This window comes from Nostoc mirabile CHAB5784, from assembly GCF_020829645.1.
In the GTDB taxonomy this organism is placed as follows: domain Bacteria; phylum Cyanobacteriota; class Cyanobacteriia; order Cyanobacteriales; family Nostocaceae; genus Nostoc; species Nostoc mirabile.
This window is the reverse complement of record NZ_JAIVFS010000110.1, coordinates 1-22,729: the sequence shown is the minus strand read 5'-3', so window position 1 is coordinate 22,729 and position 22,729 is coordinate 1. Positions and strand designations below refer to the sequence as shown.

Sequence of the window (22,729 nt, the reverse complement as noted above, 5' to 3'; positions counted from 1 at the left end):
TGGAGCAGATATACTACAGAATTGTTAAAGGTCGCGGATGCTTTGAGGCTGACAAGATAATATTTTTAATCTCTAATTCCATTTGATTTGCGTTCTCTCATATCGCTTTTAGTCTAAACTCCAGTTTACCTAGCAAGAGTTACACAAAATATATTAAAACCAGCATAAACTTTTTCCAGTATGAGTTTTGCTAAATGCAACTGATTTATTGCAAGTGATACAGGCGCGAGTAAAACGTGGGAAAGGTTGGAAAAGTTGGATGTTTTATAGAAACTATTGAATAACTAGTTAATATACTGTAAGTTGATATGTGAGTGATTGACAACTAACACTTGTTTGTCTTCAAAACCATCACTCAGTATTTACCTCAAGAACTTACCTGTTTTTTTAGTTTTGTCTAATTAACGTTGATATGACGAAGCGATCGCCGTTAGTAATAAGTAAAATCTGGTAACAAAATTCTGGTGGACACTGTACTGTAAGGTACTTATGCCTTTAAATGCCACTGTTGAAGGTTTTGTCAGCAATCAAACCCAAGACTTAAAATAAATCTCCTGACTCCTGAATGTTGTCATCTGTCGGCAGTTATAACTACTGTGGGCTAGTCTGAAATTTACTTAAGTGATAAAATTATAAAACTATTACAGAAAGAAATTTTTATATTAAGATACCCATATAAGGTATGAAATAAACCAATCAAGCGGCTAATCATAAAATTGCTCAAAAGCATCGGTCGTTTGAGAAGCTGACTGCCTCAAAGACCAATTCTAGCGGTAGGTATTCATAACCTCACCCAAGCTCTGAATGGTCAGTAAATTAACGAGTAGTATACGCCACATGAGCCAGAACCCTCTAGTTAGAAAAAAACTCCGGAGTCGCTTTGAGACAGTCAAACTGCTGGAAAGCGGAGGATCTGGTAATACTTACTTGTTATCAGGTGGTACACGTAAAAGACATGAATACTCTCTCGCCAGAAAAACACTTCGGAATCGCTTTGAGATTGTCAAACACTTAGGAAGCGGGGGATCTGGTGATACCTACTTAGCCGTAGACCTAGATTTACCAGGAAGACCCCATTGTGTCGTCAAACATTTCCACCCAAAAGATACCAATCCTGATGTTCTACCTATCGCTAAAAGCCTATTTGATCGGGAAGCGGAAGTTTTATACCAGCTAGGCAACGACCACGACCAAATTCCTAGACTATTTGCCCATTTTAATGAAGATGGGGATTTCTATTTAGTCCAGGAATTTATTGACGGTCATGCATTGACTCAAGAAATTGTACCAGGTGAGCGTCTTAGCGAGAATGCAGTCTTAAATTTATTAAAAGACATCTTGGAAGTGCTGTCCTTCGTCCACGAAAATAACATTATTCACCGGGATATTAAGCCCCAAAATTTAATGCGGCGGCACTTTGATCAGAAGATTGTGCTAATTGACTTTGGGAGTATTAAGAAAATTGGTGCTTTAGGAGCAGGCTTAACAATTTCTGTTGGAACTCCTGGCTATATGCCAAGCGAACAGGCTAAAGGAAAGCCACAACTTTGCAGCGATATTTATGCAGTAGGGATGATTGGCATTCAAGCTTTGACAGGTTTAATACCTGAACAACTACAAGAAGATCCTAATACTGGAGAAGTTATCTGGCGTGATAAAGTACAAGTAAGCGACGCTTTTGCAAATGTTTTGGATACAATGGTTCGCGATCGCTACAACCAGCGTTACCAATCTGCCGCAGAAGCTTTGCAAGCGCTTAATTCTGATCTGGAATTGTCACAGTTATCACAATCTGCTGGCATAAACCAAAACACTGATGATACTTATTTGCTAACTTATAGAAACTTTCTTTTGCTGCTGGGAATAGGGCTTGGTGCTACCACTAGTTTGATAGTACTAGTTTTAATCTATACGTTTATTAATACAGGTACATCACCTCCAAACCAACCTACTCAATTAAATAATTTTATAGAAAAATTGGTTGAGCCACGGTTTGCTAATATTAAAAGTCAATCGCCTAGTGGCTAAATCAGCAGCTAACAGAGGAGTCTATAAAAGCAATTCCACCATTGCAAAGACTACCAAAGAGGAAATTGAGCTTTAATCTAATATTAGAAAGAATTAATCATCTACCAGCAATCATAAAATTCACTATTAAGTGGCTTATTACCGATTTGCTTTTAACCTAAATATTTATAGATTCCTGTAGGATAAATAGAATAAACAACATTTAAAAAGATGGACAATACAAATCAAAAAAAAGCTTTAATTAACGGTGAAATTGGCCTCTTTCTTAGAGGTTTGATTATTGGTAAAGTGCTGACACTTATGGTTATTGGCGGACTGCTTTGGTGGTTACTCAAGCCGAATTTATTGTCCCGCAGCGTTAATTCCTCTAATCAAAATTTAAACAGCCCCTCTAGTACTGGATCAACTTTTCAGACAGTTGCTAATGTCCCCAATGCCTCATTTAACTACGGAGGCAGTACAGCTTGGGCATCTATCCGGCAATTGGTAGATGCTCAGATCCAGAGCGATCGCCCTGAATTACAATTACGCTATGTAAACCCTGTTAATGGTAGCCCTGGCTCTAGCTCCGGTATTCGGATGTTGCTTGATGGGAAACTCGACTTTGCTCAGTCCTCCCGTCCCCTTACAGATGAAGAACAAGCTATGGCAAAAGAGCGAGGCTTCAGCCTTGAGGAACGTCAGGTGGGTATGGATGGGATAGCAGTGGTAGTAAACCCATCACTCAATGTGCCTGGTTTAACTGTTGACCAATTGCAGCAGATTTATTTGGGGAAAATTACTAACTGGAATCAAGTAGGTGGGCCAAACCTAGCCATCACACCTTTGTCTCAACGACCAGAGGACGCAGATACAGTAATATTCCCTAGCAACAGCAACTTGAAGGGGCAAACGCTAGGCTCTAATGTGCAGTATGTCTACTCTACTACAGAGGCAGTGCGCCAACTCCGTAAAACTCCTGGTAGTGTCTATTACGCTTCTGCCCGTTCAGTATTACCTCAATGTAGTGTGAAGGCTTTGCCATTGGGTAGCACTTCTGGTCAGCTAATTCCCCCCTACCGCGAACCTCTGGTGTCACCTGAGCAATGTCTAGGTCAGCGCAATCAGCTAAATACTCAAGCTATTAAAGATGGCAGCTATCCCATGATTGCTAACTTGTTTGTGATTATTAAGCAGAATAAAGGTCGGGAGCAGCAGATTGGAGATGCATATAGCAAACTTTTATTAACTGACCAGGGGCAAAAAGCAATTGAGCAAGCTGGTTTCGTCGCGGTTCCCTAGTAGATTTGATGATGTTAGCGATCGCCATGAGAACCAATTTACAGTAAAAGCGATCGCACATCATTCGCCCACCAACGCACCTTGTTAATTGTCAGGGCGATCGCTCTTTTTAATTGCAGTCAGTGCGATCGCCCCTTTATGGTAAGATACAACTAATTCCGTAGTATGCATAATCTAATCCCAAATGCAATAGTCAGGCGAAAAACCCTCAGAGCATTTGTCAGAAGTTAGTGGGTTTAAGTTGAAGCGATCGCTTGTTGATAAAATTATTTAGAGCCAGAGCGCGATCGCTTTGAGATGACCATTTTGGATAGTGGGCTACCAGAGCTAGTAACTGTAGGGTAACTAAATGTACAGCAACACAGAGCAATTATGGGGCATAGTACAGCAGTAGAGAGCATATTTATAGTAACGATGGCGTAAACTTTTTCAACATAGATACACGACACTAGTTATAATTTCCTATAAGTTGAAAAAACTCTTAAGATTTAGCGTAATAAGTACGCTTCTCTCAGACCGACTAGCTGACAACCACATTAGGAGGACTATCTATGGCGCTTGTACCACTGCGGCTGCTGTTGGATCACGCAGCTGAAAACGGTTACGGCATCCCAGCTTTCAACGTTAACAATTTGGAGCAGATTCAGGCGATCCTGAAGGCTGCTGTCGAGACAGATAGCCCCGTAATTTTGCAAGCTTCACGCGGCGCTCGTAATTATGCAGGAGAAAACTTTCTCCGCCACCTAATTTTGGCAGCCGTAGAAACCTATCCTCACATTCCCATTGTCATGCACCAAGATCATGGGAATGCTCCTGCTACCTGCTACTCAGCAATTAAGAACAACTTCACCAGCGTGATGATGGATGGTTCTTTAGAAGCTGATGCGAAAACTCCCGCTAGCTTCGAGTACAACGTTAGTGTTACCCGCGAAGTTGTAAATGTAGCTCATGCTTTGGGTGTCAGCGTTGAAGGTGAACTCGGTTGTTTGGGTTCTCTAGAAACTGGTGCTGGTGAAGCTGAAGATGGTCACGGCTTTGAAGGTACACTCGACCACTCACAACTGTTAACTGACCCCGATGAAGCTGTTGACTTCGTAGAAGCAACCCAAGTAGATGCTTTGGCTGTTGCCATTGGCACAAGCCACGGTGCTTACAAGTTTACCCGCAAGCCGACTGGGGAAATTTTGGCAATCAGCCGCATTGAAGAAATTCACCGCCGTCTGCCTAACACCCACTTGGTAATGCACGGTTCTTCTTCTGTACCAGAAGATTTACTCGCGCTGATTAACCAGTATGGTGGTGCAATTCCTGAAACCTACGGTGTACCTGTAGAAGAAATCCAAAAAGGGATCAAGAGCGGTGTACGTAAAGTAAATATTGACACCGACAACCGTTTGGCTATTACTGCTGCTGTACGTGAAGCTTTGGCTAAGAAACCAGAGGAATTTGACCCCCGTCACTTCCTCAAGCCTTCTATTACATATATGCAGAAGGTTTGTGCTGAACGCTATCAGCAATTTGGCACAGCTGGCAACGCAAGCAAGATTAAGCAAATTTCTTTGGAAGATTTTGCTGCTAAGTATGCTAAGGGTGAACTCAACGTTATTACCAAGGCAGCTGCTAAAGTTTAATTTTGACAACTAATAAATAGCGGCATAGTCCTGCTATGCTCCTAAAAAACTGAGGATTCTTATATTGTCAGAAACCGGGTAAATACCCGGTTTTTTGTTTTATTCATAAGGGCTGGGAATGGGAAATGGGGAATGGGGCATTGAAAAGAGGCAGAGGGGCAGGGTGCGGGGGGCAGAGGGGAAAACTCTTCTCCCTGCTCCCTGCTCCCTGCTCCCTACTCCCCACTCCCCACTCCCTAGAATACCCGATGTTGTAAAGAGGGCATTTGACGACGGACTTGTTCGAGCCTAGTGGGCTTGATTTCTGCGATCGCAATTCCCGGTTTTTCCCCAGCATCGGCTAAAATTACGCCCCAAGGGTCGATAATAACGGCGTGCCCGTGGGTTAGACGACGGGCATAGTTATTGCCTGTTTGGGCAGGAGCAATGACGTAGGCGGTGTTTTCGATGGCTCTGGCTTGTAGTAGTACTTGCCAGTGGTCTTTGCCTGTAAAGGCGGTAAAGGCGGCGGGAATAAAGATAATATCGGCTCCCTTATCTGCCAGATGACGGTACAGTTCAGGGAAGCGGACATCATAACAAATGGAAAGCCCTAAATTACCAAGTTTTTCTGAAAAATGGACGGGTGGGAGTTGCGTACCAGCCACTACCGTGCTGGATTCTCGATAGGTGTTGCCGTCGGGGACATCAACATCAAATAGGTGTACTTTGTAGTAGCGGGCAAGTTCTTGACCGTTTGGGTCAATGAGTAGAGTAGTGTTATAAACTTTGCCTGTATTGTCTACCGGAACTGGAAAGCTGCCGCCCAAGATCGTAATTTGAAAGCGTTGAGCCATTTTTTTCAGAAATTTTTCACTTTCAAGAGCGATCGCATCACCTTGCGCGAGTTTGTCTTTTTCTTCTCCCATATAGGAAAAGTTTTCTGGCAAACCTACCAATTCAGCACCTTGACGCACGGCAAGCTCTATTAATTCTTCTGCCTGTGCCAAATTTTTTTGTAAATCGGGCACACTGGTCAATTGAATAGCGGCGGCTAAATAAGACTTCATAGATTCAACAACGAACAGTTGATTTATGGAAAAGAGATTATCAAAATATATCGCTACTTCAACATCTGTGGAACTTAATTAGAAATGCGTCAGCCAAGATTTTCTTTAACGGACTGGTTTTATTGCTGATCTTAATCTTCCTCTGGGTTATAGCAAATTGAACAAGATAAAGATTAGGTTGTGATCAAACCTTGATAAAAACTGTCTACTGTGGATATTCCTATTCTCATTCAAACATTTATCGCTGTGTTTGTCTTGGCGGATGCTGTGGGCAATATACCGATTGTTTTAGTTTTGACTAAGGGCATGATGCCAGACCAAAGAAACAAAGTTATAGATAAAGCAATTATCATTGCGATCGTAGTTCTTTTGCTATTTGCCTTTGCAGGGCAAATAATTTTAAATTACTTGGAAATCAGTATCGGCTCTTTGCGAGTAGCAGGAGGACTATTGTTACTGTTAATTGCTTTGCAAATGCTGCGGGGAGAATTAGATCAGCCGATTATTGAGGAAGGACGCGATGTCGCAATTACTCCACTAGCTTTACCACTGCTAGCTGGGCCGGGGACTTTGACGACGGTGATGTTGTTGATGTCGAAATCACAGAGTCCACATATTGCTGTCGTGGTAGGTATCTTAGGAGCGATGTTTGTCACTTGGTTAATTTTGCGTTTAGCAAATCTGATTGACCAGTGGATTGGTGCAGAAGGTGGAGTGATTGTGACTCAACTTTTGGGTTTTTTGTTGGCGGCGCTAGCGGTGGAAATTGGTAGTACGGGAATTAGGGAGTTGTTTTTGAGCTAGAAACTCCTAAAAAATATTCTGAAACTGTATACAAATGTAAATAAGTTTGAGAGACGAGGAATTCGCGCCTCTCAAACTTGTTTATAAAAATTAACCTAAAGTTAGAACAAGAAGGATAACTCAAGATGAGTTTATTGCCAATTGAGTTTCAAAGATACTTTTCGAGAGTGGAAGCTAATGTAGTTTTAGGCACAGCGCCGACTACCATATCCACTTTCTGTCCATCCTTAAAAATCATTAATGTGGGAATGCTGCGGATGCCGTACTGACTAGCAACTTGAGGATTTTCATCCGTGTTGACTTTGACGACCTTAATTTGACCTTTGTACTGTTCGGAGATTTCATCGACAACAGGAGCTACCATACGGCATGGTCCGCACCAGGGTGCCCAAAAGTCAACTAAAACGGGTACATCGCTGTCGAGTACTTCTTGCTTGAAACTAGAATCGGTAACTTGCGCGGCTGTTGACATGCCTAAAACCTTCGCCAATAATATCTGAACTTGGTGAAAATTCTACCATAGCAAAAACCTCAGCTTAGAAGTCCGAGGATGTACATTTGCAAAGAAGCTCTAGAATTTTTTTATAAACATAAGGAACCGCCCGAACAGTAGTCCGGGCGGAGTGTGGTGTGAGGAGTGAACGGAAACATTCGTCTCCGCTATCTCTATTGTAGGCGACATATCGAATTTTTCCAGCAATTGTTTAGGGGGCTGGAAAAATTTATTCAAGAATTGGGGAGTGGGGAGTGGGAGAAGCAGGGGGCAGGGGGCAGGGAGCAGAGGGGAAAGAGAAAGAGGTAATTTTTTATTCTCCCCTTTGCCCCCTGCCCCCTGCCCCTTGTCCTCTTTCCTATTCCCCATTCCCTATTCCCTACTCCCTATTCCCTATTCCCTTATTTCCCCATACCCAATTGTTGAGCTTTTTGGTAAACTTTACCCTCTGTTAATAAAGAAGGCGCAATCACAACTTCCACTTGCTGCATTTCTTTAATATTTTTGGCTCCTAAAGTGCCCATACTCGTCTTTAAGGCTCCTAAAAGATTGTGAGTGCCATCATCTAGTCCTGCTGGCCCAACGAGTATTTGCTCTAGGCTACCGGTGGTGGCAACGCGAATCCGGGTGCCTCGTGGCAACACTGGGCTGGGAGTCGCCATGCCCCAATGATAACCTCGTCCTGGGGCTTCTGCGGCTCTGGCAAAGGGAGAACCAATCATTACACCATCGGCACCGCAGGCGATGCATTTACAAATGTCGCCACCGGTGATTAAACCACCATCAGCAATAATGGGGATATAGTTACCAGTTTCCTTGTAGTAATCATCTCGTGCTGCTGCACAATCTGCGATCGCAGTCGCTTGTGGTACACCCACGCCCAACACGCCACGGGACGTACAAGCAGCACCAGGCCCAATTCCCACCAGTACCCCAGCCGCCCCAGCTTTCAACAAATTCAAAGTGACTTCGTAAGTTACACAATTCCCCAACACCACGGGGATGGGCATGGAACGGCAAAATTCTGCTAAATCAAGTGGTATTAAAGACTCTGGTGACAGATGTGCAGTAGAAACTACCGTAGCCTGTACAAAAAATAAATCTGCCCCAGCTTTTGCTACCGCCTCACCATATTTACTTGCACCGGCTGGAGTCGCACTCACCGCCGCAATGCCACCTTGTTGTTTAATTTCCTGAATACGTAGTTCAATTAATTCCGGCTTTATTGGTTCGGCATAGAGTTTTTGCATCAGGGCAACAAATTCATCTTTACCCACAGAGGCAATCCGATCTAATATTGGCTCTGGGTCAGCATAGCGAGTGTGAATACCCTCTAAATTGAGCACACCTAATGCTCCTAACTGTGACAAACGTACAGCCATGCGAACATCTACTACACCATCCATCGCACTGGCAATTATCGGGATTTCTCGCTCAATATTGCCAATACGCCACTTAGTATCTGCCAAACTGGGGTCTAGTGTTCTGTTACCAGGGACTAGAGCAATTTCATCTATTCCGTAAGCTCTACGAGCTGTTTTTCCCCGCCCAAGTTGAATTTCCACGCTTTAGTTTTTCTCAAATCTGTTTAAGCTAGGGTATCAAATTGTGAGATAAGTTGGGGCGTTTTTTCCCTGAACTACACAGATAAATTCGAGTTACCCAAGCCGCCGCTCGAAACTTTGATGGACGCAAAGTATTTACCAGGTAACTAAATGAGCAAAAATTGTTAATTGGTTTTTATATTGTGTTCTTTGAGGGTTGATGTTGCGCTAGTTTTTGGTAATTTTACAATGATAGTGTCTATTATTACTGAGTTAATATCACGATTACTAGCATTAATTATCTTAATTTGCCTGTGTTGAGTTAAGCCAAGATCGTGCAAATTACCACTGATAATTTACCGTTTATTTTTAACTACATTCACACCAGTGTAACCAGTTGCTATCCAAAGTATCGCTCTAGCTCCATCGCGGATAGATTTTTCGATAGATTCAGGGGGTTTTTCTGAAGGAACGGGCACTGGTTTTAAATAAATACCTCGACTACCCAAAATAATTTCGCCGATGACACAAGCCCGACGCATGTGGAAATCTGAAGTAATCAAATAAACACTCTTGATGCCACGAGCTTGCAAATCATCTACTAACGTAGTAAAATTAGTAACTGTATCTACGGCCTCATAGTCCAAATGTAAACGTTTGGGATCAACACCAGCTTTGATAAACACTCGTTGGGTGAATGTAGGTGGACTACCCCCGGTAATCCAAATTGGTATATTTGGATGCTGGCGGACAAATTCGGCCGTAAACTTCTCTCGCTCTAAACGTCTCGTTGAACCACCCAAGACTACAACTGCTTGCGGCTGTACAATTTGATTTTGTACTTCTTTGTATCCCCACCACGTAATTAGCGGTAGGACAAAAGCCATAAAACGAAAAGATTTACCTGTAAAAAATAGCTTATTCAAGGCTCGATAACTTTATTTACTGGTTCCAAAATTTCCTCTGGCTAGAAGAAAAACAACAATTGATAGTAGAGTAGCAAACTCCTACAAAATCTGCCCGAATGCAAATTTGGGTGATTTTCATGTTGCAGCGCGATTAAGCGTGCTTGAAGTTTTTCCTTTAATTGATGGATTATCCTAACCGATATCGGATAATTCATCAAAGGGTTCTAGCATCTTGTTGGAGAACGCTATTTAGAAGATGAAAATTCAGGTCATCTGGAAAACCTCTCTTTAAATCTTTCTCCTAAAAGGATACTGTTGGTCAATTTACTTTCGGGTTAAACCCCCCATTCCGAAAATCCTGGTTTTGCGTTGCTTTCCCGCCCTGCAATAAATTGCGGGCTAATAGCTAAACTGCGTTGAAACGCACTGAAATTAAATAGGACTTACGCATCAGGTACGAAATGTAGGGGCAATTCATGAATTGCCCCTACGGTAAATCAAGGCTTTCACTGCCTTTTTGCGTAAGTCCTGTTAAATAAATTAAGTATGTATCATAATATGATGACTGCCACGTATCCTAGCCACTTAAAAATCGACTTTGCTAAGGGCTGCAATAACTTCGCGTCCTGTGAAGCTTAGAAATTGACTCATATCTCAACTGCGACTCGTTGAATACCAACAAAGTCCAGTGAATCCTGTTGTTCTTCCTCAAATTCTAAACAAAGTTCAATCGCTTCTCTAATACGCTCCATTAACTCATCTAAAGTGTGAGCTTGCGTATGACAACCAGGAAGATTTGGGACGGAAGCAACAAAGTAGCCATCTGCATCTCGTTCGATAATTACATTAAATTCTCGCTTCATCATCAACTTCCCTTTGTGTTGAAAAATCTTTTGTGCTTTTGTTGTGTTTAACCCTGTAAGAGTTATAGAACGAATTGGTAAGTCATTCCCTTCTTTGGCCAGGTCTGTTTGATTTTGGATTTTAGATTTTAAATTTTGGATTGGGGATTCTTCTACAACCTTTTGCTTCTCAGTAACCCATCCACTCGTCTGTTTTCGCCATCTGCGCTCAAGTGCTGATTTAAAGTTTGTTTTGCTAACCGCTTCACTTAAGGCTTGCGTCAGTATTTTCCACAGCTTTGGCCCGACAGTCCGCTTGAGATAGCTCACGGAGTAACTTGTGTCTTTAGCAATCTCCTCATAGGTCTTGTTCTCCCAAGAACCTTGCATAATAGCGATTTCTGCATGATTCAGCCGTCTGCCGACCTTGGTAAAGACCACTTCATCTGCCACTTCCAGACCTTGCTCAAAGTTCATAGTGTGCGATTATGTGTGTGCAGTATCAAGTTACTATCAGTATTTTACCAGAACTTTATACGAACTTTTAAGAACTTATATGTAACGACAAATTTCAGTGGTTCTGAAATAGTGAGTTATTAGATGTAGATGAAAGCCAAGCAAAATCTGAATACTTTCAAAATATTTTGAGAAAAAACTAGAAAAGCTGTTAGTACGAAACCAAGTTTTGTTTACTATATATATATAACTGCAAAGAGGCGAAATGATTGCAACTTCCGTTCCATTTCAACTATTACTTCAAGCAGTCAGGATAATTAACGAATCTCAAAACCAAAAATTAATTGATATTAGAAAACAAATTAAAGACAGTTACGAAAACACGAAAAAAATCCATGAGCAACATATAGAAGCATTGAAAGATTATTACCAAAAAGTACGTGAAAATACATATCAGCCAACAATAAAGGAATTTATTCAGGATATTGAAGATGAAAAAATTTTTAGAAAGCATGGAAAAAACGAGATAGTTAACGGATTAAAGTTACAAATAAATATAAGAAAAAAAGAAACCGATTTATTACAGGAGTTTTATAATAGTATTAAAAAATATCTAGAGAATTATAGTATAAACGTTGGAGAACAAAATAAACTTAATAATAATAAAAACATTGAAAGTTATATCAATAGTTTTAAGAATCAAGGGATTTTAGAAAGCGTTAATAAACTTGTACGTTATTCTATAATTGAAGAAAAAGGAACATTAAATAGTTCAATTGTTATTGATTTAGCTAAAATTGCTTTCAAATCTTTATTCAATAAAAACAAAAAACCACACAATCAAAATATCAAGAATAAGGAGGAGATTAAATTTCTTATATTAAAAATAATAGAAGATTTAGAAGAGAGTTTTATAGATGTTAGAAAAAATTATAATGCTTTAGAAAAAGAAATATCAGGACATTGGCTATACGTCATTATCAGACAGAATCCCATAAAGGTTTCTGCCTTGTTATTGATATTAGTACTGACTATGGTTTTGGCGAAACCTAAACTCATATATTACATTGGAACACCCAAAATAAAAAGAAATAGTACCTCAATGTTCTGTGAAGTCACTGCCAATTGGTAATGATACAGAAAATCTGATTGCTCCTTACAAAGGACAGCTCATTTCACCAGAACAGTGTCAAAGTCAAAAACAAAACGAACGAAACAAGGTAGATACAGAAGCATTGAGCAATGATACTTATCCTCTAACACGTCCATTATTCGTGATTACCAAACAAAGCGCTCAAGAAGGGAAACAAGACAAAAACTATATTGCAGGTAAAGCCTATACTGACTGGCTGCTATCTCCAGAGGGTCAGAATCTCATAGCCGAAGCAGGATTTGGCCGCATCAAATAGGATTCACAATTCAAAATTCACCCATTGAAGAGAAGTCTATCACCCTTCTTTGGTAAGTATGACGTTGCTGGTCAATTTCAGCAAAGATATCTATTAATTCTGGTTGGGATTGCCAAACTCCAAATAATTGATTCAATTTTGTTAGCCTTTCTTCATCTGTTAAGTCTAGTTTTGCTACCAAAGGTTCAGTATAAGTAAATTCTAAATTAACGATTATTTCTGCTGCATCAGGAATACTGTGAATTTGCTCTAATAGTTCAATAGTTTGACCGCGTTTGATTCCTCTAATCTTCATTGTATGCTTACTCCTGTAATCGCTACTATTCAAATCTCAGATATTTGTCTCATTACTTAATGCTAACTGATGTAGCGTAGATGCCTATCGGCTGGTGTCAGATATCGCCCCTCTACAAGAATATATAATCAAGCGATAAGCTTTAAACACTCACCAACTGAGCCAAGCGTTTCAGGATTCGTAGTACGTCGTACAATTCATTTCCAGGGTTTCGGATTAAAAACCCCTTTGATAAAGCATAATAAGTTGGATTTCCTTTAACTAATTTGACAAAAATAAATTCTCCACCGCTGCTAATCATCCCAAAACTAGGCTGATTTGCATGAGGATTACCTAACATATAAGCTAAAATTTGTGCAAGTCCTCTTTCAATGGAATATTCTACTTGTTTTGACTCAATAACCATAACCCAAAATTGGTCTTTCAGAACTAATGTATCTATTTTGCCTTTGATGATAATTTCTTCATCTTCATCAGTAATCTCTATTGGTTCCTCAGCTTTGATATATAAGGGTACTAAATAAAAATCCCCAATAAAAAGTATTGGGTCTATAATTGCCATTCTCACAACATCTTCTAGTAAAGGTGGGTAATTAAGAAGATTAAAATAACCTGTTTTTACTTTATCTAAAAGTTGTTTATCTAAATCAGTAATTTCTAATAAATCTTCTTGCCATTCGCGAAAAAATTGGTCATCCAAAACTAACTGAATACCAAAATTATCGATTAAGTAACGTAAATTGATCTCTTTTGCTTGGAGTGTTTGCGTCATACTTTTCACAAAGTGGAAAAAGTGAGATATGCTGTGGCACTTTAAATTTTTACTTTATTTTATCGCGATCACTCAGTTAAACATGAAAATATAATTGGCATCTATCCTATTCATTAGTTGCTGCTTCTAGCCAAACTTCTACATCATCTGCTAGCAACTTCTGTGCTGCATCCAGCATTGATGCTGCTATATCTTTGAGGTCTTCGCGGTTGTTCAAGTAAGTTTTCAAGGCTTCCATTGGGTCGATGCTGCTACTTGCAGTCAATTCAGGAATCCGGGGCCTGGCTAATTGACTCACTAATTCTGCTTGAATGGTGTAGGTATGAGCGGGACTTAAAGCAGTATGTAAAGAGGAACTGTCAATTAAATCCATCTGTTCAGAGCGGAGTTTGTAAATTAGACGCACTACAGCATCTTGAATATCATACTTAGCGATCGCTTTAATTAACAACACTTGTGGATCATCTGCTTTCGAGACATCCACCTCAATGGTGCGGAAAGTCCGAACTGTTAAGGGACAAAATTCCCATTCAACCTTCCCCCGCTCCAGTTCTATCATCACATAGCCTTTGTCTTCTTTTTCTTCACTAAAATCTACCCGCTCAATGCTCCCTGGATAAATCACCGGCGGGTTGTTGGATTTATTCAGATTTTGGTGGCGATGGACGTGTCCCAAGGCTACATAATCAAAACAAGGTCGCGTCAGCAAAGATAGGGGTAGAGTAAAGCCTTTACCCACCGCCAAAAAGCGTTCTGCGCCCAAGGTAGCATTGTCAGACATCAAGTGAGCCAAAAGGACAGTAGGCACATCAGGGTCAAGACGGCGAATTTCCCCTTCTAGAACAACTCGCAGGCGTTCCGTTAAAAGTTGGTTGACTTCCGCCAAAGACAAACCTTCAGTCTCTTGGCGAGTCATCAGAGTCGAACGAGTCAGCCAAGGAAGGGTAATTACTTGCACTTTACCATTGCGGGTTTCGATGCAGTGAGTAGTTAATGTATCACCGACAACAAATCCTGGCACTCCCAAAGTGCGGTAAATATTTAAACTTGCTCCTCCCTGTCCTTGGGAGTGTTGGTCATGGTTGCCTACCAACAATACTGTTGGAATATTGGCATCCATGAGACGGCGAAATTGGCTGGCAAAAGCTTGCTGTACATAAGGCGGTGGTGTAGCATCCGGGAAAGCATCGCCACCAAATATCACCATATCAACAGCATCTGTCAGCGCTCGGTCAATACATATAGACAATGTATTGACAAAATCCTCCAATCGTGTATTTAATCCAGTTGTGGGATTAATTCGTCCGTGGGAGAAGCCGCTTCCCATGTGGATGTCGGAGAGATGGAGGATTTTAATCATATTTGTCCTTAGTCTTTAGTCATTTGTCCTTTGTTTAATACTAATGACTAATGACCATTGTACAGACGCGATTAATCGCGTCTGTACTGACTAATGACTAAATATGAATTCCGCATTCTGTTTTATCACTTCCCCGCCAGCGTCCGGCGCGTTCGTCTTCGCCTTCACCTACTTTGGTGGTGATGGGTTGGTCGCCGATGCTGGGATAACCTTTATCGTGTAGAGGGTTGTAGATGACTCCGTGTTCAGCTACGTAAACCCAGCTGTCTTTGCGTGTCCAGGTAGCTATAGGATTTACTTTCAGCCGACCTTTACCATCTAATTCAAATATGGGCATATTCGCACGGGTTACTGCTTGGTCACGGCGACGTCCAGTAATCCAAGCAACGCTGTTGAGTTCGTCTAGACCGCGTAGCAATGGTTCAATTTTTGTAATGTGGTGGAATTGGGCAATATCTTTGTCCCAGAGTTTGTCGCCATATTTGGCTTCAAAGGCTTCGCGGGTGTCTACGTCTGGAGTTTTGAAAGTTTGCAAATCCAGGTTGTAGATTTGTATGGCTTTGGCTACTAATTCTAGGCTTTCAGGGAAGTGGTGCAAAGTGTCGAGAAAGATCACAGGAACGGGATGCTTCAGTTCACTGTAAAGAATATGGGTAATTATCATGTCATCCACGTTAAAGGCGCTTGTTTGCACCAGTCCCGTTGGGATATTCTCTATAGACCATGCCAGTATTTCTTTGGGAGTGGCAGTTTCAAATTGCTCATTTAATTTTTCTAAGTCAAAAGCGATCGCTTGGTTTCTAGATGCCGTGGAGACTGTCATGATAATCTTCTGTTCAAATATTTTTACCTTGATTAAGATTTATTTTAACTCACAAAGGCGCGTATTCCGCTCGGAGTTCAGGTAATTATTCTATTCGGGAATTACTACTGAGGAATGGGGAGTCTAGGAGAATAACTGATAATCAGTAAAAATGAATACGTAAGTATAAACTGCGGTAATTACTAAGAAACTTTAAGGGAATTTAAGTTTTACAATGCTTTTATAGATATTTATACTGATTTTGATATGGTTAAGAAACAATTAATAAAAAGGGTTTTTACTTAAATGAACACTTCAAAATCCCCCAATCGCTTAGGCGAATCTATAATCATGGGCGTTTTAATGATGTTGACTAGCGTTAGCGTTATTACAATAATGAACTTTTTTTAAGATAAAGATTTCTAATTTTAGCAATAAGACTTCACATAGTCCTGCTCAAAACTGAGTGGGACTTTTATTATCCAGATAAATCCGTCTATATTAATTTTCTTCTATGACTTTCGGCAGAAAATAATTTGGAAGCCGTGTTTTTACGTAGTTTTGCAATCAAAGAATTTAAAATTGGGATGCGATCGCTATTTACCCCTAGTAGCGTGTCAAGGCTAAAATGTTGCAATAAATTAGCGCTAAAAACATTGAATTTAAAAGTTCAAAGCCCATTTTATAATGCACAACTTTAGCCTTGACACGCTACTAGTGGCGTGTCAAGGCTAAAATAGTGCATTAGATGTAGGTTGGGTTGAGCGACGCGAAACCCAACATTGATCGGAGTGTTGGGTTTCGTTCCTCAACCCAACCTACAAATTTTTTTGCACACGCCATACCAATGGCCAAAATAAATCATCTGTGCCGGTTTGTGGGGTAATTGCTGCTAGTTGAAATATGACTCCAGATGTTCCCACAGCGCCCATTGCTATTAAAACTCTGGCATCGATTTTGGTCGATAATTTACCTAATAGAACCATGACGATCGCAGATGCTAATGCACCAGGTGCTAACAATAGCCCTGTCTGCGTTGCCGTAAATATTATGCACTGATCTTCAAACCCACAACCGAGCCAGTAGAAGCGTACATGCGCCGCACCATGAATCTTCTTATGAAGGGAGTGGGGAGTAGGGAGTAGGGAATGGGGGAAAATTCTTATTCCTAACTCTTAACTTCCCATTCCCCATTCCCCATTCCCCATTCCCAACTTGTTGCCAAAATAACTTTCCATTATAGGTCATAAATGAGATGATGGAGAAATTAGAGAAAAAGGTGAACAATTGTTATTTTTCTCCTTCCGCTTCTGGTTGCAGGATGGCATCACAGTATTGAATGAGAGTGGTCAAGCGATCGCTAATCGTCTGAAGTCTCGTTTGTACAGTAGATGCTTGCCGCGCTCCTTGCAAAAACATCACATCTATTGCCAGCACGCGCAATTGCTTGCTGATTTCGGTTTGATAAGACTGCACTCGCCAGTTTTCATCAGCCAAAGGCACAATCTGCTCCCCAAAGAATTGCTGCAACGAGGCTACACGCTGCCGCAGTTCTAGTGCAACAATTTGGGTAGTTGTGGCATCGGAACGTAATTGCTCTAGCAAGGTTACGAGTGCCAGATATTTCTCACGGTTTAAAGACATCCAGTGCTAGTTAAGATAGTATTAATGTCAAGTAATTTTTCTTCTACAATAAACTTCTTTTTTAGACTTATCAGCACTAAAAGCCTCAAATCAGGATTTGGGGCTTTGTTTGCCATCAATGGATTTTCTTTATGATCCTTGAAACTCAAATTGGATGACTACCGTTGGCAATTGGAAAATCATCCTTACACTGTTTTTTCTACCCGTCTCTGGGCGACAGCATCTTTTTACGGCGATGCTGCCAGTTTTATTTATCATTCACTTATCTACCGATCTATCCAAACCCGATTGTATGAGCAGCCTAGCTATAAATTCATCAGTTGATCTCACCATTCCCGAATGGTTAAAGAAATGTTTGAAGGAGTCATCTACAAGTAGCGGCACACCGGAAGATGACCGAAGGCATAGTGATGCAGTCTTAATTGGTCGCGCATTTGAATTTGCTTACCAACTGCATCAAGGTCAATACCGCAAATCGGGAGAACCATATATTGCTCATCCCATCGCTGTAGCCGACTTGCTGAATGACTTGGGAGGCAGTGCTGCTATGATAGCAGCTGGATTTCTCCATGATGTCGTTGAAGATACAGAAGTCACAAGTCAAGAAATAGAAGAACGCTTTGGCGCAGAAGTGCGGCAATTGGTTGAAGGTGTCACCAAGCTTTCTAAAATCAATTTCACCAGCAAAACCGAAAGCCAAGCCGAAAACTTCCGGCGGATGTTTTTGGCAATGGCGCAAGATATTCGGGTAATTGTGGTAAAATTGGCAGATCGTTTGCATAATATGCGAACTTTACAATACATGTCAGAGGCCAGCCGCCGCCGCAGTGCCCAAGAAACGCGAGATATTTTCGCACCTTTAGCTAATCGCTTGGGGATTTGGCGAATTAAATGGGAACTGGAAGATTTGGCTTTTAAGTATTTGGAACCGGAAGCTTACCGCCAAATGCAAGAGCATGTTTCCGAAAAACGGACGGCGCGAGAAGAGAAATTGGCTAAAGCTACGAAAATGTTGCAAGAGCGTTTGCAGCAAGCCGGAATTCGCTTTCAGGATATTAGCGGTCGTCCCAAGCACCTTTATAGCATTTACCAAAAAATGCACCGCCAGCAAAAGGAATTTCATGAAATTTACGATTTGGCGGCGCTGCGGATTATTGTTCAAACCAATGAGGAATGCTATCGGGCGTTGGCGGTGGTTCATGATGCTTTTCGCCCAATTCCTGGGAGATTTAAGGACTACATTGGACTGCCAAAACCTAACCGTTACCAGTCGTTGCATACTGGGGTGATTGGACTAACTGGCCGTCCTTTAGAAGTGCAAATTCGGACAATCGAAATGCATCATATCGCCGAGTATGGGATTGCCGCCCATTGGAAGTACAAAGAAACTGGAGGTTCTAGTATTAGCCATTTGACAGAGACGGATGACAAGTTTACTTGGCTGCGACAACTGCTCGAATGGCAAACTGATCTCAAAGATGCACAAGAATATCTTGATAGCATCAAAGATAATCTATTTGAAGATGATGTCTATGTCTTCACCCCTAAGGGGGATGTTGTTCCTTTAAGCCCCGGTTCCACCACTGTAGATTTTGCTTATCGCATTCATACGGAAGTGGGAAACCATTGTTCAGGGGCGCGGGTGAATGGGCGAATGGTATCTTTGTCAACGCGGCTACACAATGGCGATATTGTAGAAGTTCTCACCCAAAAGAACTGCCATCCGAGTTTGGATTGGTTGAACTTTGTGAGAAGTTCGGCGGCGAAATATCGAATAAAACAATGGTACAAGCGATCGCGCCGGGAAGAAAATGTCGCCCGTGGACGGGAATTGTTAGAAAAGGAACTCGGTAAAACTGGTTTTGATAGTCTGCTGAAGTCGGATGCAATGGAGACTGTCGCCGAAAAGTGTAATTACCACAGTGTGGACGATTTACTCGCTGGTTTGGGTTACGGAGAAGTAACGTTGAACTTGGTGCTAAATCGTTGGCGAGAAGTGGCGAAGGGACAACAACCAGTTTCCACCGTGTCACCATTTATCCCCAAAGAACCAACTACATCAAAAGCTTTGCGAGATGCACCTGCGACTATCTCCCGCTCCAGTGATTCGCCAATTATTGGGGTAGAGGGGTTGGTGTATTATTTAGCTGGGTGTTGTACCCCGATTCCTGGCGAACCGATTATTGGTGTGGTGACGCGAGGTAGGGGGATTTCAATTCATCGCCAAGGCTGCAATAATCTGGAACCTGTGGAGTATGAGCGCTTAGTACCAGTTAGATGGAACCCAGCCGCCGAAAATAGTGGTCGTCCGCACACGTATCCTGTAGATGTTCAAATTGAAGCTCTTGACCGCGTAGGGGTACTAAAGGATATTTTGTCACGGTTGAGTGACCAAGGAATCAATGTCCGCCATGCCCAGGTGAAAACCTCTGCTGGTCAACCTGCATTGATGGACCTAGGAATAGATATACGCGATCGCTCTCAATTAGAGCAAGTGTTTGTCCAAATTAAGAAAATGAGCGACATTTTGAATATCCGCCGAGTTGGTCAAATTGACGAGTAGATAATTGGTAGGGTGCGTTAACGCAGTGTAATATTATGTCCGGTTGCTTATACTAAACCCCAAGAACCCCACCCCGCCAAAGCTACACTTTGTCTCCCCTCCTGCTTGCGGGGAGGGGATTAAGGGGAGCCAGTGCGGTCTTGGGGTCTCCCCAAGTGGAGCATCTGGCGTGTGGGGTGCAATGACTGTGGGAATCGTAACTAATTATCCGTCGTAGACATCCCTTCTAATGGCAAAATTACAGTAAATGTAGATCCTTTTCCTAGCTGTGAATCTACTTTAATTTCACCATCCATTAACTGAACCAATCGAGAGACTATTGCTAAACCTAATCCTGTACCATCAGTACTTTGCACTTTTGGAGCAGTTACTTCACGAAAATAGGGATTGAAGATTTGTGCTTGAGCATCTGGAGAAATACCAATACCACTATCAGTAACGGAAATAGCCCATTGCTGTTGAGATATCGTCCAGCACTGCAAATGAATTGAACCAGATTCTGTGTAGCGAATTGCATTACTCAGCAGATTTGTCAGAATTTGCTGAAGCCGAAGAGAATCTGTGGTAAGCATCTCAGGAGCGTGTTCGCATTCAACAACCAAGGATAATTCTTTAGCACGCGCTAGTGGCTCAATCATCTCTAAAACAAAGTTGATTAAACTACGCACATCAGTTAAAGTAGGCTGCAATTTCATCTGTCCGGCATCATAGCGCGAAATTTCCAGAGTATCGTTAATTAACCGCACAAGAAGTCTACCACTCTTGAGAACTCGCTCGATACTTTCAAGATTTGCATAGGTGTCTTTGAGTTCTGGTTGTTGACGCTGCTGGCGCAGAAATAAGTCTGCGTAACCGATGATTGAAGTGAGGGGCGTTTTCAGTTCATGAGCCAAATGAGAGATACTATCTTTATTAGCGCAAACCAAACGAGTTAGTTCTTGGTTAGTCAACCGTAACTGACTTTGGAGTTGTTTAAGCTCTTGTAATCGTCCTTGAGTATAACTGTTAAAGCAACGAGCGATCGCTTCATCAATTACTGTATCAATCAGGCGAACAGTCCTTAGCACCTCTTGTGCAGATCCCTGTAATAAATCTTCTTCTAAAAAGGAAAAAATCACAAACCGGAGTAAACGATACTCTCGCGCAATTTCCTCTGGTTCAAATCCCTGTTGGGCGCGAAGTGTGCCGTGTTCTAAACTTGCATCTACTACTGTCTGCAAATCGCTGGTTTCAGATTCAGAAAGTACTGTTGCTAATGCTTTTAAAACGCGGGGTAAGCTATCCCGTACAGCTTTGAAAGTAAGTTCATTAGTAGCTTCAATTTGTTGATCCTGGTAAACCGCTTCTACCCATTGATCAAGAATGGCATCACTTTTTGCAATTAGAGTCTGACTAAAATCCATCTTTTGCCTAACCAAACAGAGTCAGCGCGAAGCCCCTTGCGCTAGAGCTAGCTTAGTGCATTTGATGTCAAGTTGGCAACTTACAAAAGATGAAGGTTAGTGAAAAGACAGCTGATTGCTGAACTAATCACCTTAGCTTAGTTCACCATAAATGCAAGAGCGATCGCTTAACCAAGTAGATTGTGGTTACAGACATAGTAGGACAACTCAACACTATTAAAGTTGTCACTGTATTTATATAGATATCTTTTGCAGAGACGCGATTAATCACGTCTCTTAGTTTTTACGGACATCCCAAAATAACTTTAATTTTTCTTCGTTATATATTCTGAGGTGGCTAAATGGCATAGCAGCTAAATTGGGCAGATTAGAAAATTATAAAAATTTGATAAAGTATGTCCAAACTTCTGGTTAGCCAATATCACACAGAAGTAGAAAGAATTATCCAGTATGGCGGTTCACGTAAAGAAACATCGATTCGGGTTGCATTTCAAAACTTAGTCAATGAATATTGCAAACCTAGAGAATTTAGACTTATTCCTGAACTAGATTATAAAACACCTAGCGGCAAACTTGTTTATCCAGATGGCACTGTTAAAGATGCTTTGCGTTTAGATTGGGGTTACTGGGAAAGTAAAGATGAATATGATAATTTAGATCAAGAAATTGAGAAGAAGCTAATAAAAGGCTACCCAGATAGTAACATTCTGTTTGAGGACTCGCAAACAGCAGTTTTAATTCAGGGTGGACAAGAAACCATGCGCGTCCCGATGAAAGATGCTGACGCGCTGAATGAAATAATTACATATTTTATTAACTACGTTCGCCCGGAAGTTAAAGATTTTAGAGAGGCGATTGAAACTTTTAAGGAAGATTTACCGACTGTTTTAAATGCTTTGCGTAATTTAATTGATAGTCAAATTGAAACAAACGCAGCTTTTCAAACAGCAAGGGCTAAATTTTGGAATATCTGCAAAGAATCAATTAATCCTGAAGTTACTTTGTTGTGGAATATAAATATAAGAATGAAATTCATTGTAATGAAGTAGCAATTTTACCTTATTACATCGCTAACTTAAATATTGAATACACCTATAAGCAAAAAATGGGTGAATATCAAGAGTTTAAAAATATTTGTTTTGTAGATACACTGGATCATACATCATTTGCAGGCAAGCAATTAGATTTGTTTGCTATGAGTGTAGAGAATACAGAGAGAATTAAAAGGCAGAATGAAAGTAAGATATCAGTAATTATTGGTAATCCTCCATATAATGCAAAACAAGAGAATTTCAATGACAATAATTCTAATCGTTATTACTGGAGTTTAGACTAAAAGCGATATGAGAGAACGCAAATCAAATGGAATTAGAGATTAAAAATATTATCTTGTCAGCCTCAAAGCATCCGCGACCTTTAACAATTCTGTAGTATATCTGCTCCAG

At 41.1% G+C, this 22,729-nt stretch carries 21 protein-coding genes; 9 read left to right on the top strand and 12 right to left on the bottom strand.

Annotated features, from left to right (window positions below; all coding sequences use genetic code 11):
* The first annotated feature begins 837 nt into the window (after positions 1-837).
* The 3 genes from LC653_RS37270 to fba all read left to right on the top strand — a co-directional run bounded on the left by LC653_RS37270 (position 838) and on the right by fba (position 4,940).
* Entirely contained in the window at positions 838-2,028 is a 1,191-nt protein-coding gene (locus tag LC653_RS37270; protein ID WP_229500226.1) for a serine/threonine-protein kinase, read from the top strand.
* A 210-nt stretch (positions 2,029-2,238) separates the two neighbouring features.
* Complete coding sequence (locus tag LC653_RS37265) at positions 2,239-3,309, top strand: PstS family phosphate ABC transporter substrate-binding protein (protein ID WP_229500225.1); 1,071 nt, start codon at positions 2,239-2,241, stop codon at positions 3,307-3,309.
* A gap of 551 nt (positions 3,310-3,860) precedes the next feature.
* Complete coding sequence (gene fba / locus LC653_RS37260) at positions 3,861-4,940, top strand: class II fructose-bisphosphate aldolase (RefSeq protein ID WP_229500223.1); 1,080 nt, start codon at positions 3,861-3,863, stop codon at positions 4,938-4,940.
* A gap of 236 nt (positions 4,941-5,176) precedes the next feature.
* Here fba and LC653_RS37255 read toward each other — a convergent pair whose 3' ends face one another.
* Positions 5,177-5,989, bottom strand: a complete 813-nt coding sequence (locus tag LC653_RS37255; protein WP_229500222.1) for a carbon-nitrogen hydrolase family protein — start codon at positions 5,987-5,989, stop codon at positions 5,177-5,179.
* 210 nt (positions 5,990-6,199) lie between these two features.
* Here LC653_RS37255 and LC653_RS37250 point away from each other — a divergent pair, with 210 nt between their 5' ends.
* Positions 6,200-6,793 (top strand): MarC family protein, encoded by a 594-nt coding sequence (locus tag LC653_RS37250; protein WP_229500220.1) that lies wholly within the window; start codon positions 6,200-6,202, stop codon positions 6,791-6,793.
* Between the two features lie 148 nt (positions 6,794-6,941).
* On the opposite strand, the gene trxA is transcribed toward LC653_RS37250, so the two are convergent.
* The 4 genes from trxA to LC653_RS37230 all read right to left on the bottom strand — a co-directional run bounded on the left by trxA (position 6,942) and on the right by LC653_RS37230 (position 11,057).
* Positions 6,942-7,265 carry a thioredoxin gene (trxA, locus tag LC653_RS37245; RefSeq protein ID WP_196522884.1) on the bottom strand — a complete coding sequence of 108 codons (324 nt, stop codon included), beginning with the start codon at positions 7,263-7,265 and terminating at the stop codon, positions 6,942-6,944.
* A 422-nt stretch (positions 7,266-7,687) separates the two neighbouring features.
* Positions 7,688-8,851 carry a GuaB3 family IMP dehydrogenase-related protein gene (locus LC653_RS37240; protein WP_229500219.1) on the bottom strand — a complete coding sequence of 388 codons (1,164 nt, stop codon included), beginning with the start codon at positions 8,849-8,851 and terminating at the stop codon, positions 7,688-7,690.
* Positions 8,852-9,186: 335 nt separating this feature from the next.
* The gene (locus LC653_RS37235; RefSeq protein ID WP_229500230.1) at positions 9,187-9,717 is read right to left on the bottom strand and encodes a YdcF family protein; all 531 of its coding nucleotides are present in this window, start codon (positions 9,715-9,717) and stop codon (positions 9,187-9,189) included.
* Positions 9,718-10,385: 668 nt separating this feature from the next.
* On the bottom strand, positions 10,386-11,057 hold the full coding sequence (locus tag LC653_RS37230) for a type II toxin-antitoxin system HicB family antitoxin (RefSeq protein ID WP_229500217.1): 672 nt from the start codon (positions 11,055-11,057) through the stop codon (positions 10,386-10,388).
* Positions 11,058-11,301: 244 nt separating this feature from the next.
* Between LC653_RS37230 and LC653_RS37225 the strand changes: the two genes are divergently transcribed.
* Positions 11,302-12,168: a hypothetical protein gene (locus tag LC653_RS37225; protein ID WP_229500216.1), complete on the top strand. Its 867-nt coding sequence runs from the start codon at positions 11,302-11,304 to the stop codon at positions 12,166-12,168.
* Positions 12,146-12,445, top strand: coding sequence for a hypothetical protein (locus LC653_RS37220; protein ID WP_229500214.1), 300 nt, complete (start codon positions 12,146-12,148; stop codon positions 12,443-12,445). The genes LC653_RS37225 and LC653_RS37220 overlap by 23 nt, the downstream gene beginning before the upstream one ends.
* A 10-nt stretch (positions 12,446-12,455) precedes the next feature.
* On the opposite strand, the gene LC653_RS37215 is transcribed toward LC653_RS37220, so the two are convergent.
* The 6 genes from LC653_RS37215 to patD all read right to left on the bottom strand — a co-directional run bounded on the left by LC653_RS37215 (position 12,456) and on the right by patD (position 17,318).
* Positions 12,456-12,740: a hypothetical protein gene (locus LC653_RS37215; RefSeq protein ID WP_229500213.1), complete on the bottom strand. Its 285-nt coding sequence runs from the start codon at positions 12,738-12,740 to the stop codon at positions 12,456-12,458.
* Between the two features lie 142 nt (positions 12,741-12,882).
* The gene (locus LC653_RS37210) at positions 12,883-13,512 is read right to left on the bottom strand and encodes a restriction endonuclease subunit R (RefSeq protein WP_229500212.1); all 630 of its coding nucleotides are present in this window, start codon (positions 13,510-13,512) and stop codon (positions 12,883-12,885) included.
* Between the two features lie 106 nt (positions 13,513-13,618).
* Positions 13,619-14,872 carry an exonuclease subunit SbcD gene (sbcD, locus tag LC653_RS37205; protein WP_229500210.1) on the bottom strand — a complete coding sequence of 418 codons (1,254 nt, stop codon included), beginning with the start codon at positions 14,870-14,872 and terminating at the stop codon, positions 13,619-13,621.
* Positions 14,873-14,969: 97 nt separating this feature from the next.
* The gene (gene cysH, locus LC653_RS37200) at positions 14,970-15,695 is read right to left on the bottom strand and encodes a phosphoadenosine phosphosulfate reductase (RefSeq protein ID WP_229485441.1); all 726 of its coding nucleotides are present in this window, start codon (positions 15,693-15,695) and stop codon (positions 14,970-14,972) included.
* Positions 15,696-16,492: 797 nt separating this feature from the next.
* Positions 16,493-16,696 carry a hypothetical protein gene (locus LC653_RS37195; protein WP_229500208.1) on the bottom strand — a complete coding sequence of 68 codons (204 nt, stop codon included), beginning with the start codon at positions 16,694-16,696 and terminating at the stop codon, positions 16,493-16,495.
* A gap of 268 nt (positions 16,697-16,964) precedes the next feature.
* Entirely contained in the window at positions 16,965-17,318 is a 354-nt protein-coding gene (gene patD, locus LC653_RS37190) for a heterocyst frequency control protein PatD (RefSeq protein WP_229500206.1), read from the bottom strand.
* 292 nt (positions 17,319-17,610) lie between these two features.
* Between patD and LC653_RS37185 the strand changes: the two genes are divergently transcribed.
* Positions 17,611-19,881, top strand: a complete 2,271-nt coding sequence (locus LC653_RS37185) for a RelA/SpoT family protein (RefSeq protein ID WP_229500228.1) — start codon at positions 17,611-17,613, stop codon at positions 19,879-19,881.
* Positions 19,882-20,081: 200 nt separating this feature from the next.
* Here the strand turns inward: LC653_RS37185 and LC653_RS37180 are convergent, their stop codons facing one another.
* Entirely contained in the window at positions 20,082-21,284 is a 1,203-nt protein-coding gene (locus tag LC653_RS37180) for a sensor histidine kinase (protein ID WP_229500205.1), read from the bottom strand.
* Between the two features lie 395 nt (positions 21,285-21,679).
* Here LC653_RS37180 and LC653_RS37175 point away from each other — a divergent pair, with 395 nt between their 5' ends.
* Together LC653_RS37175 and LC653_RS37170 are read left to right on the top strand one after the other, a co-directional pair.
* Positions 21,680-22,333, top strand: a complete 654-nt coding sequence (locus LC653_RS37175; RefSeq protein ID WP_229500204.1) for a hypothetical protein — start codon at positions 21,680-21,682, stop codon at positions 22,331-22,333.
* Complete coding sequence (locus LC653_RS37170; RefSeq protein ID WP_229500202.1) at positions 22,291-22,620, top strand: hypothetical protein; 330 nt, start codon at positions 22,291-22,293, stop codon at positions 22,618-22,620. Before LC653_RS37175 ends, LC653_RS37170 begins: the two co-directional genes overlap by 43 nt.
* The last annotated feature ends 109 nt before the right edge of the window (positions 22,621-22,729 follow it).

What these genes read in the sequence shown, in the direction of transcription:
- LC653_RS37215 (WP_229500213.1), bottom strand. Translation starts at nt 12,740, where the DNA reads ATGAAGATTAGAGGAATCAAACGCGGTCAAACTATTGAACTATTAGAG.
- LC653_RS37180 (WP_229500205.1), bottom strand. Translation starts at nt 21,284, where the DNA reads ATGGATTTTAGTCAGACTCTAATTGCAAAAAGTGATGCCATTCTTGAT.
- cysH (WP_229485441.1), bottom strand. Translation starts at nt 15,695, where the DNA reads ATGACAGTCTCCACGGCATCTAGAAACCAAGCGATCGCTTTTGACTTA.
- LC653_RS37210 (WP_229500212.1), bottom strand. Translation starts at nt 13,512, where the DNA reads ATGACGCAAACACTCCAAGCAAAAGAGATCAATTTACGTTACTTAATC.
- LC653_RS37175 (WP_229500204.1), top strand. Translation starts at nt 21,680, where the DNA reads ATGTCCAAACTTCTGGTTAGCCAATATCACACAGAAGTAGAAAGAATT.
- LC653_RS37225 (WP_229500216.1), top strand. Translation starts at nt 11,302, where the DNA reads ATGATTGCAACTTCCGTTCCATTTCAACTATTACTTCAAGCAGTCAGG.
- LC653_RS37270 (WP_229500226.1), top strand. Translation starts at nt 838, where the DNA reads ATGAGCCAGAACCCTCTAGTTAGAAAAAAACTCCGGAGTCGCTTTGAG.
- LC653_RS37185 (WP_229500228.1), top strand. Translation starts at nt 17,611, where the DNA reads ATGAGCAGCCTAGCTATAAATTCATCAGTTGATCTCACCATTCCCGAA.
- LC653_RS37235 (WP_229500230.1), bottom strand. Translation starts at nt 9,717, where the DNA reads ATGGCTTTTGTCCTACCGCTAATTACGTGGTGGGGATACAAAGAAGTA.
- LC653_RS37255 (WP_229500222.1), bottom strand. Translation starts at nt 5,989, where the DNA reads ATGAAGTCTTATTTAGCCGCCGCTATTCAATTGACCAGTGTGCCCGAT.
- sbcD (WP_229500210.1), bottom strand. Translation starts at nt 14,872, where the DNA reads ATGATTAAAATCCTCCATCTCTCCGACATCCACATGGGAAGCGGCTTC.
- patD (WP_229500206.1), bottom strand. Translation starts at nt 17,318, where the DNA reads ATGTCTTTAAACCGTGAGAAATATCTGGCACTCGTAACCTTGCTAGAG.
- LC653_RS37265 (WP_229500225.1), top strand. Translation starts at nt 2,239, where the DNA reads ATGGACAATACAAATCAAAAAAAAGCTTTAATTAACGGTGAAATTGGC.
- trxA (WP_196522884.1), bottom strand. Translation starts at nt 7,265, where the DNA reads ATGTCAACAGCCGCGCAAGTTACCGATTCTAGTTTCAAGCAAGAAGTA.
- LC653_RS37230 (WP_229500217.1), bottom strand. Translation starts at nt 11,057, where the DNA reads ATGAACTTTGAGCAAGGTCTGGAAGTGGCAGATGAAGTGGTCTTTACC.
- fba (WP_229500223.1), top strand. Translation starts at nt 3,861, where the DNA reads ATGGCGCTTGTACCACTGCGGCTGCTGTTGGATCACGCAGCTGAAAAC.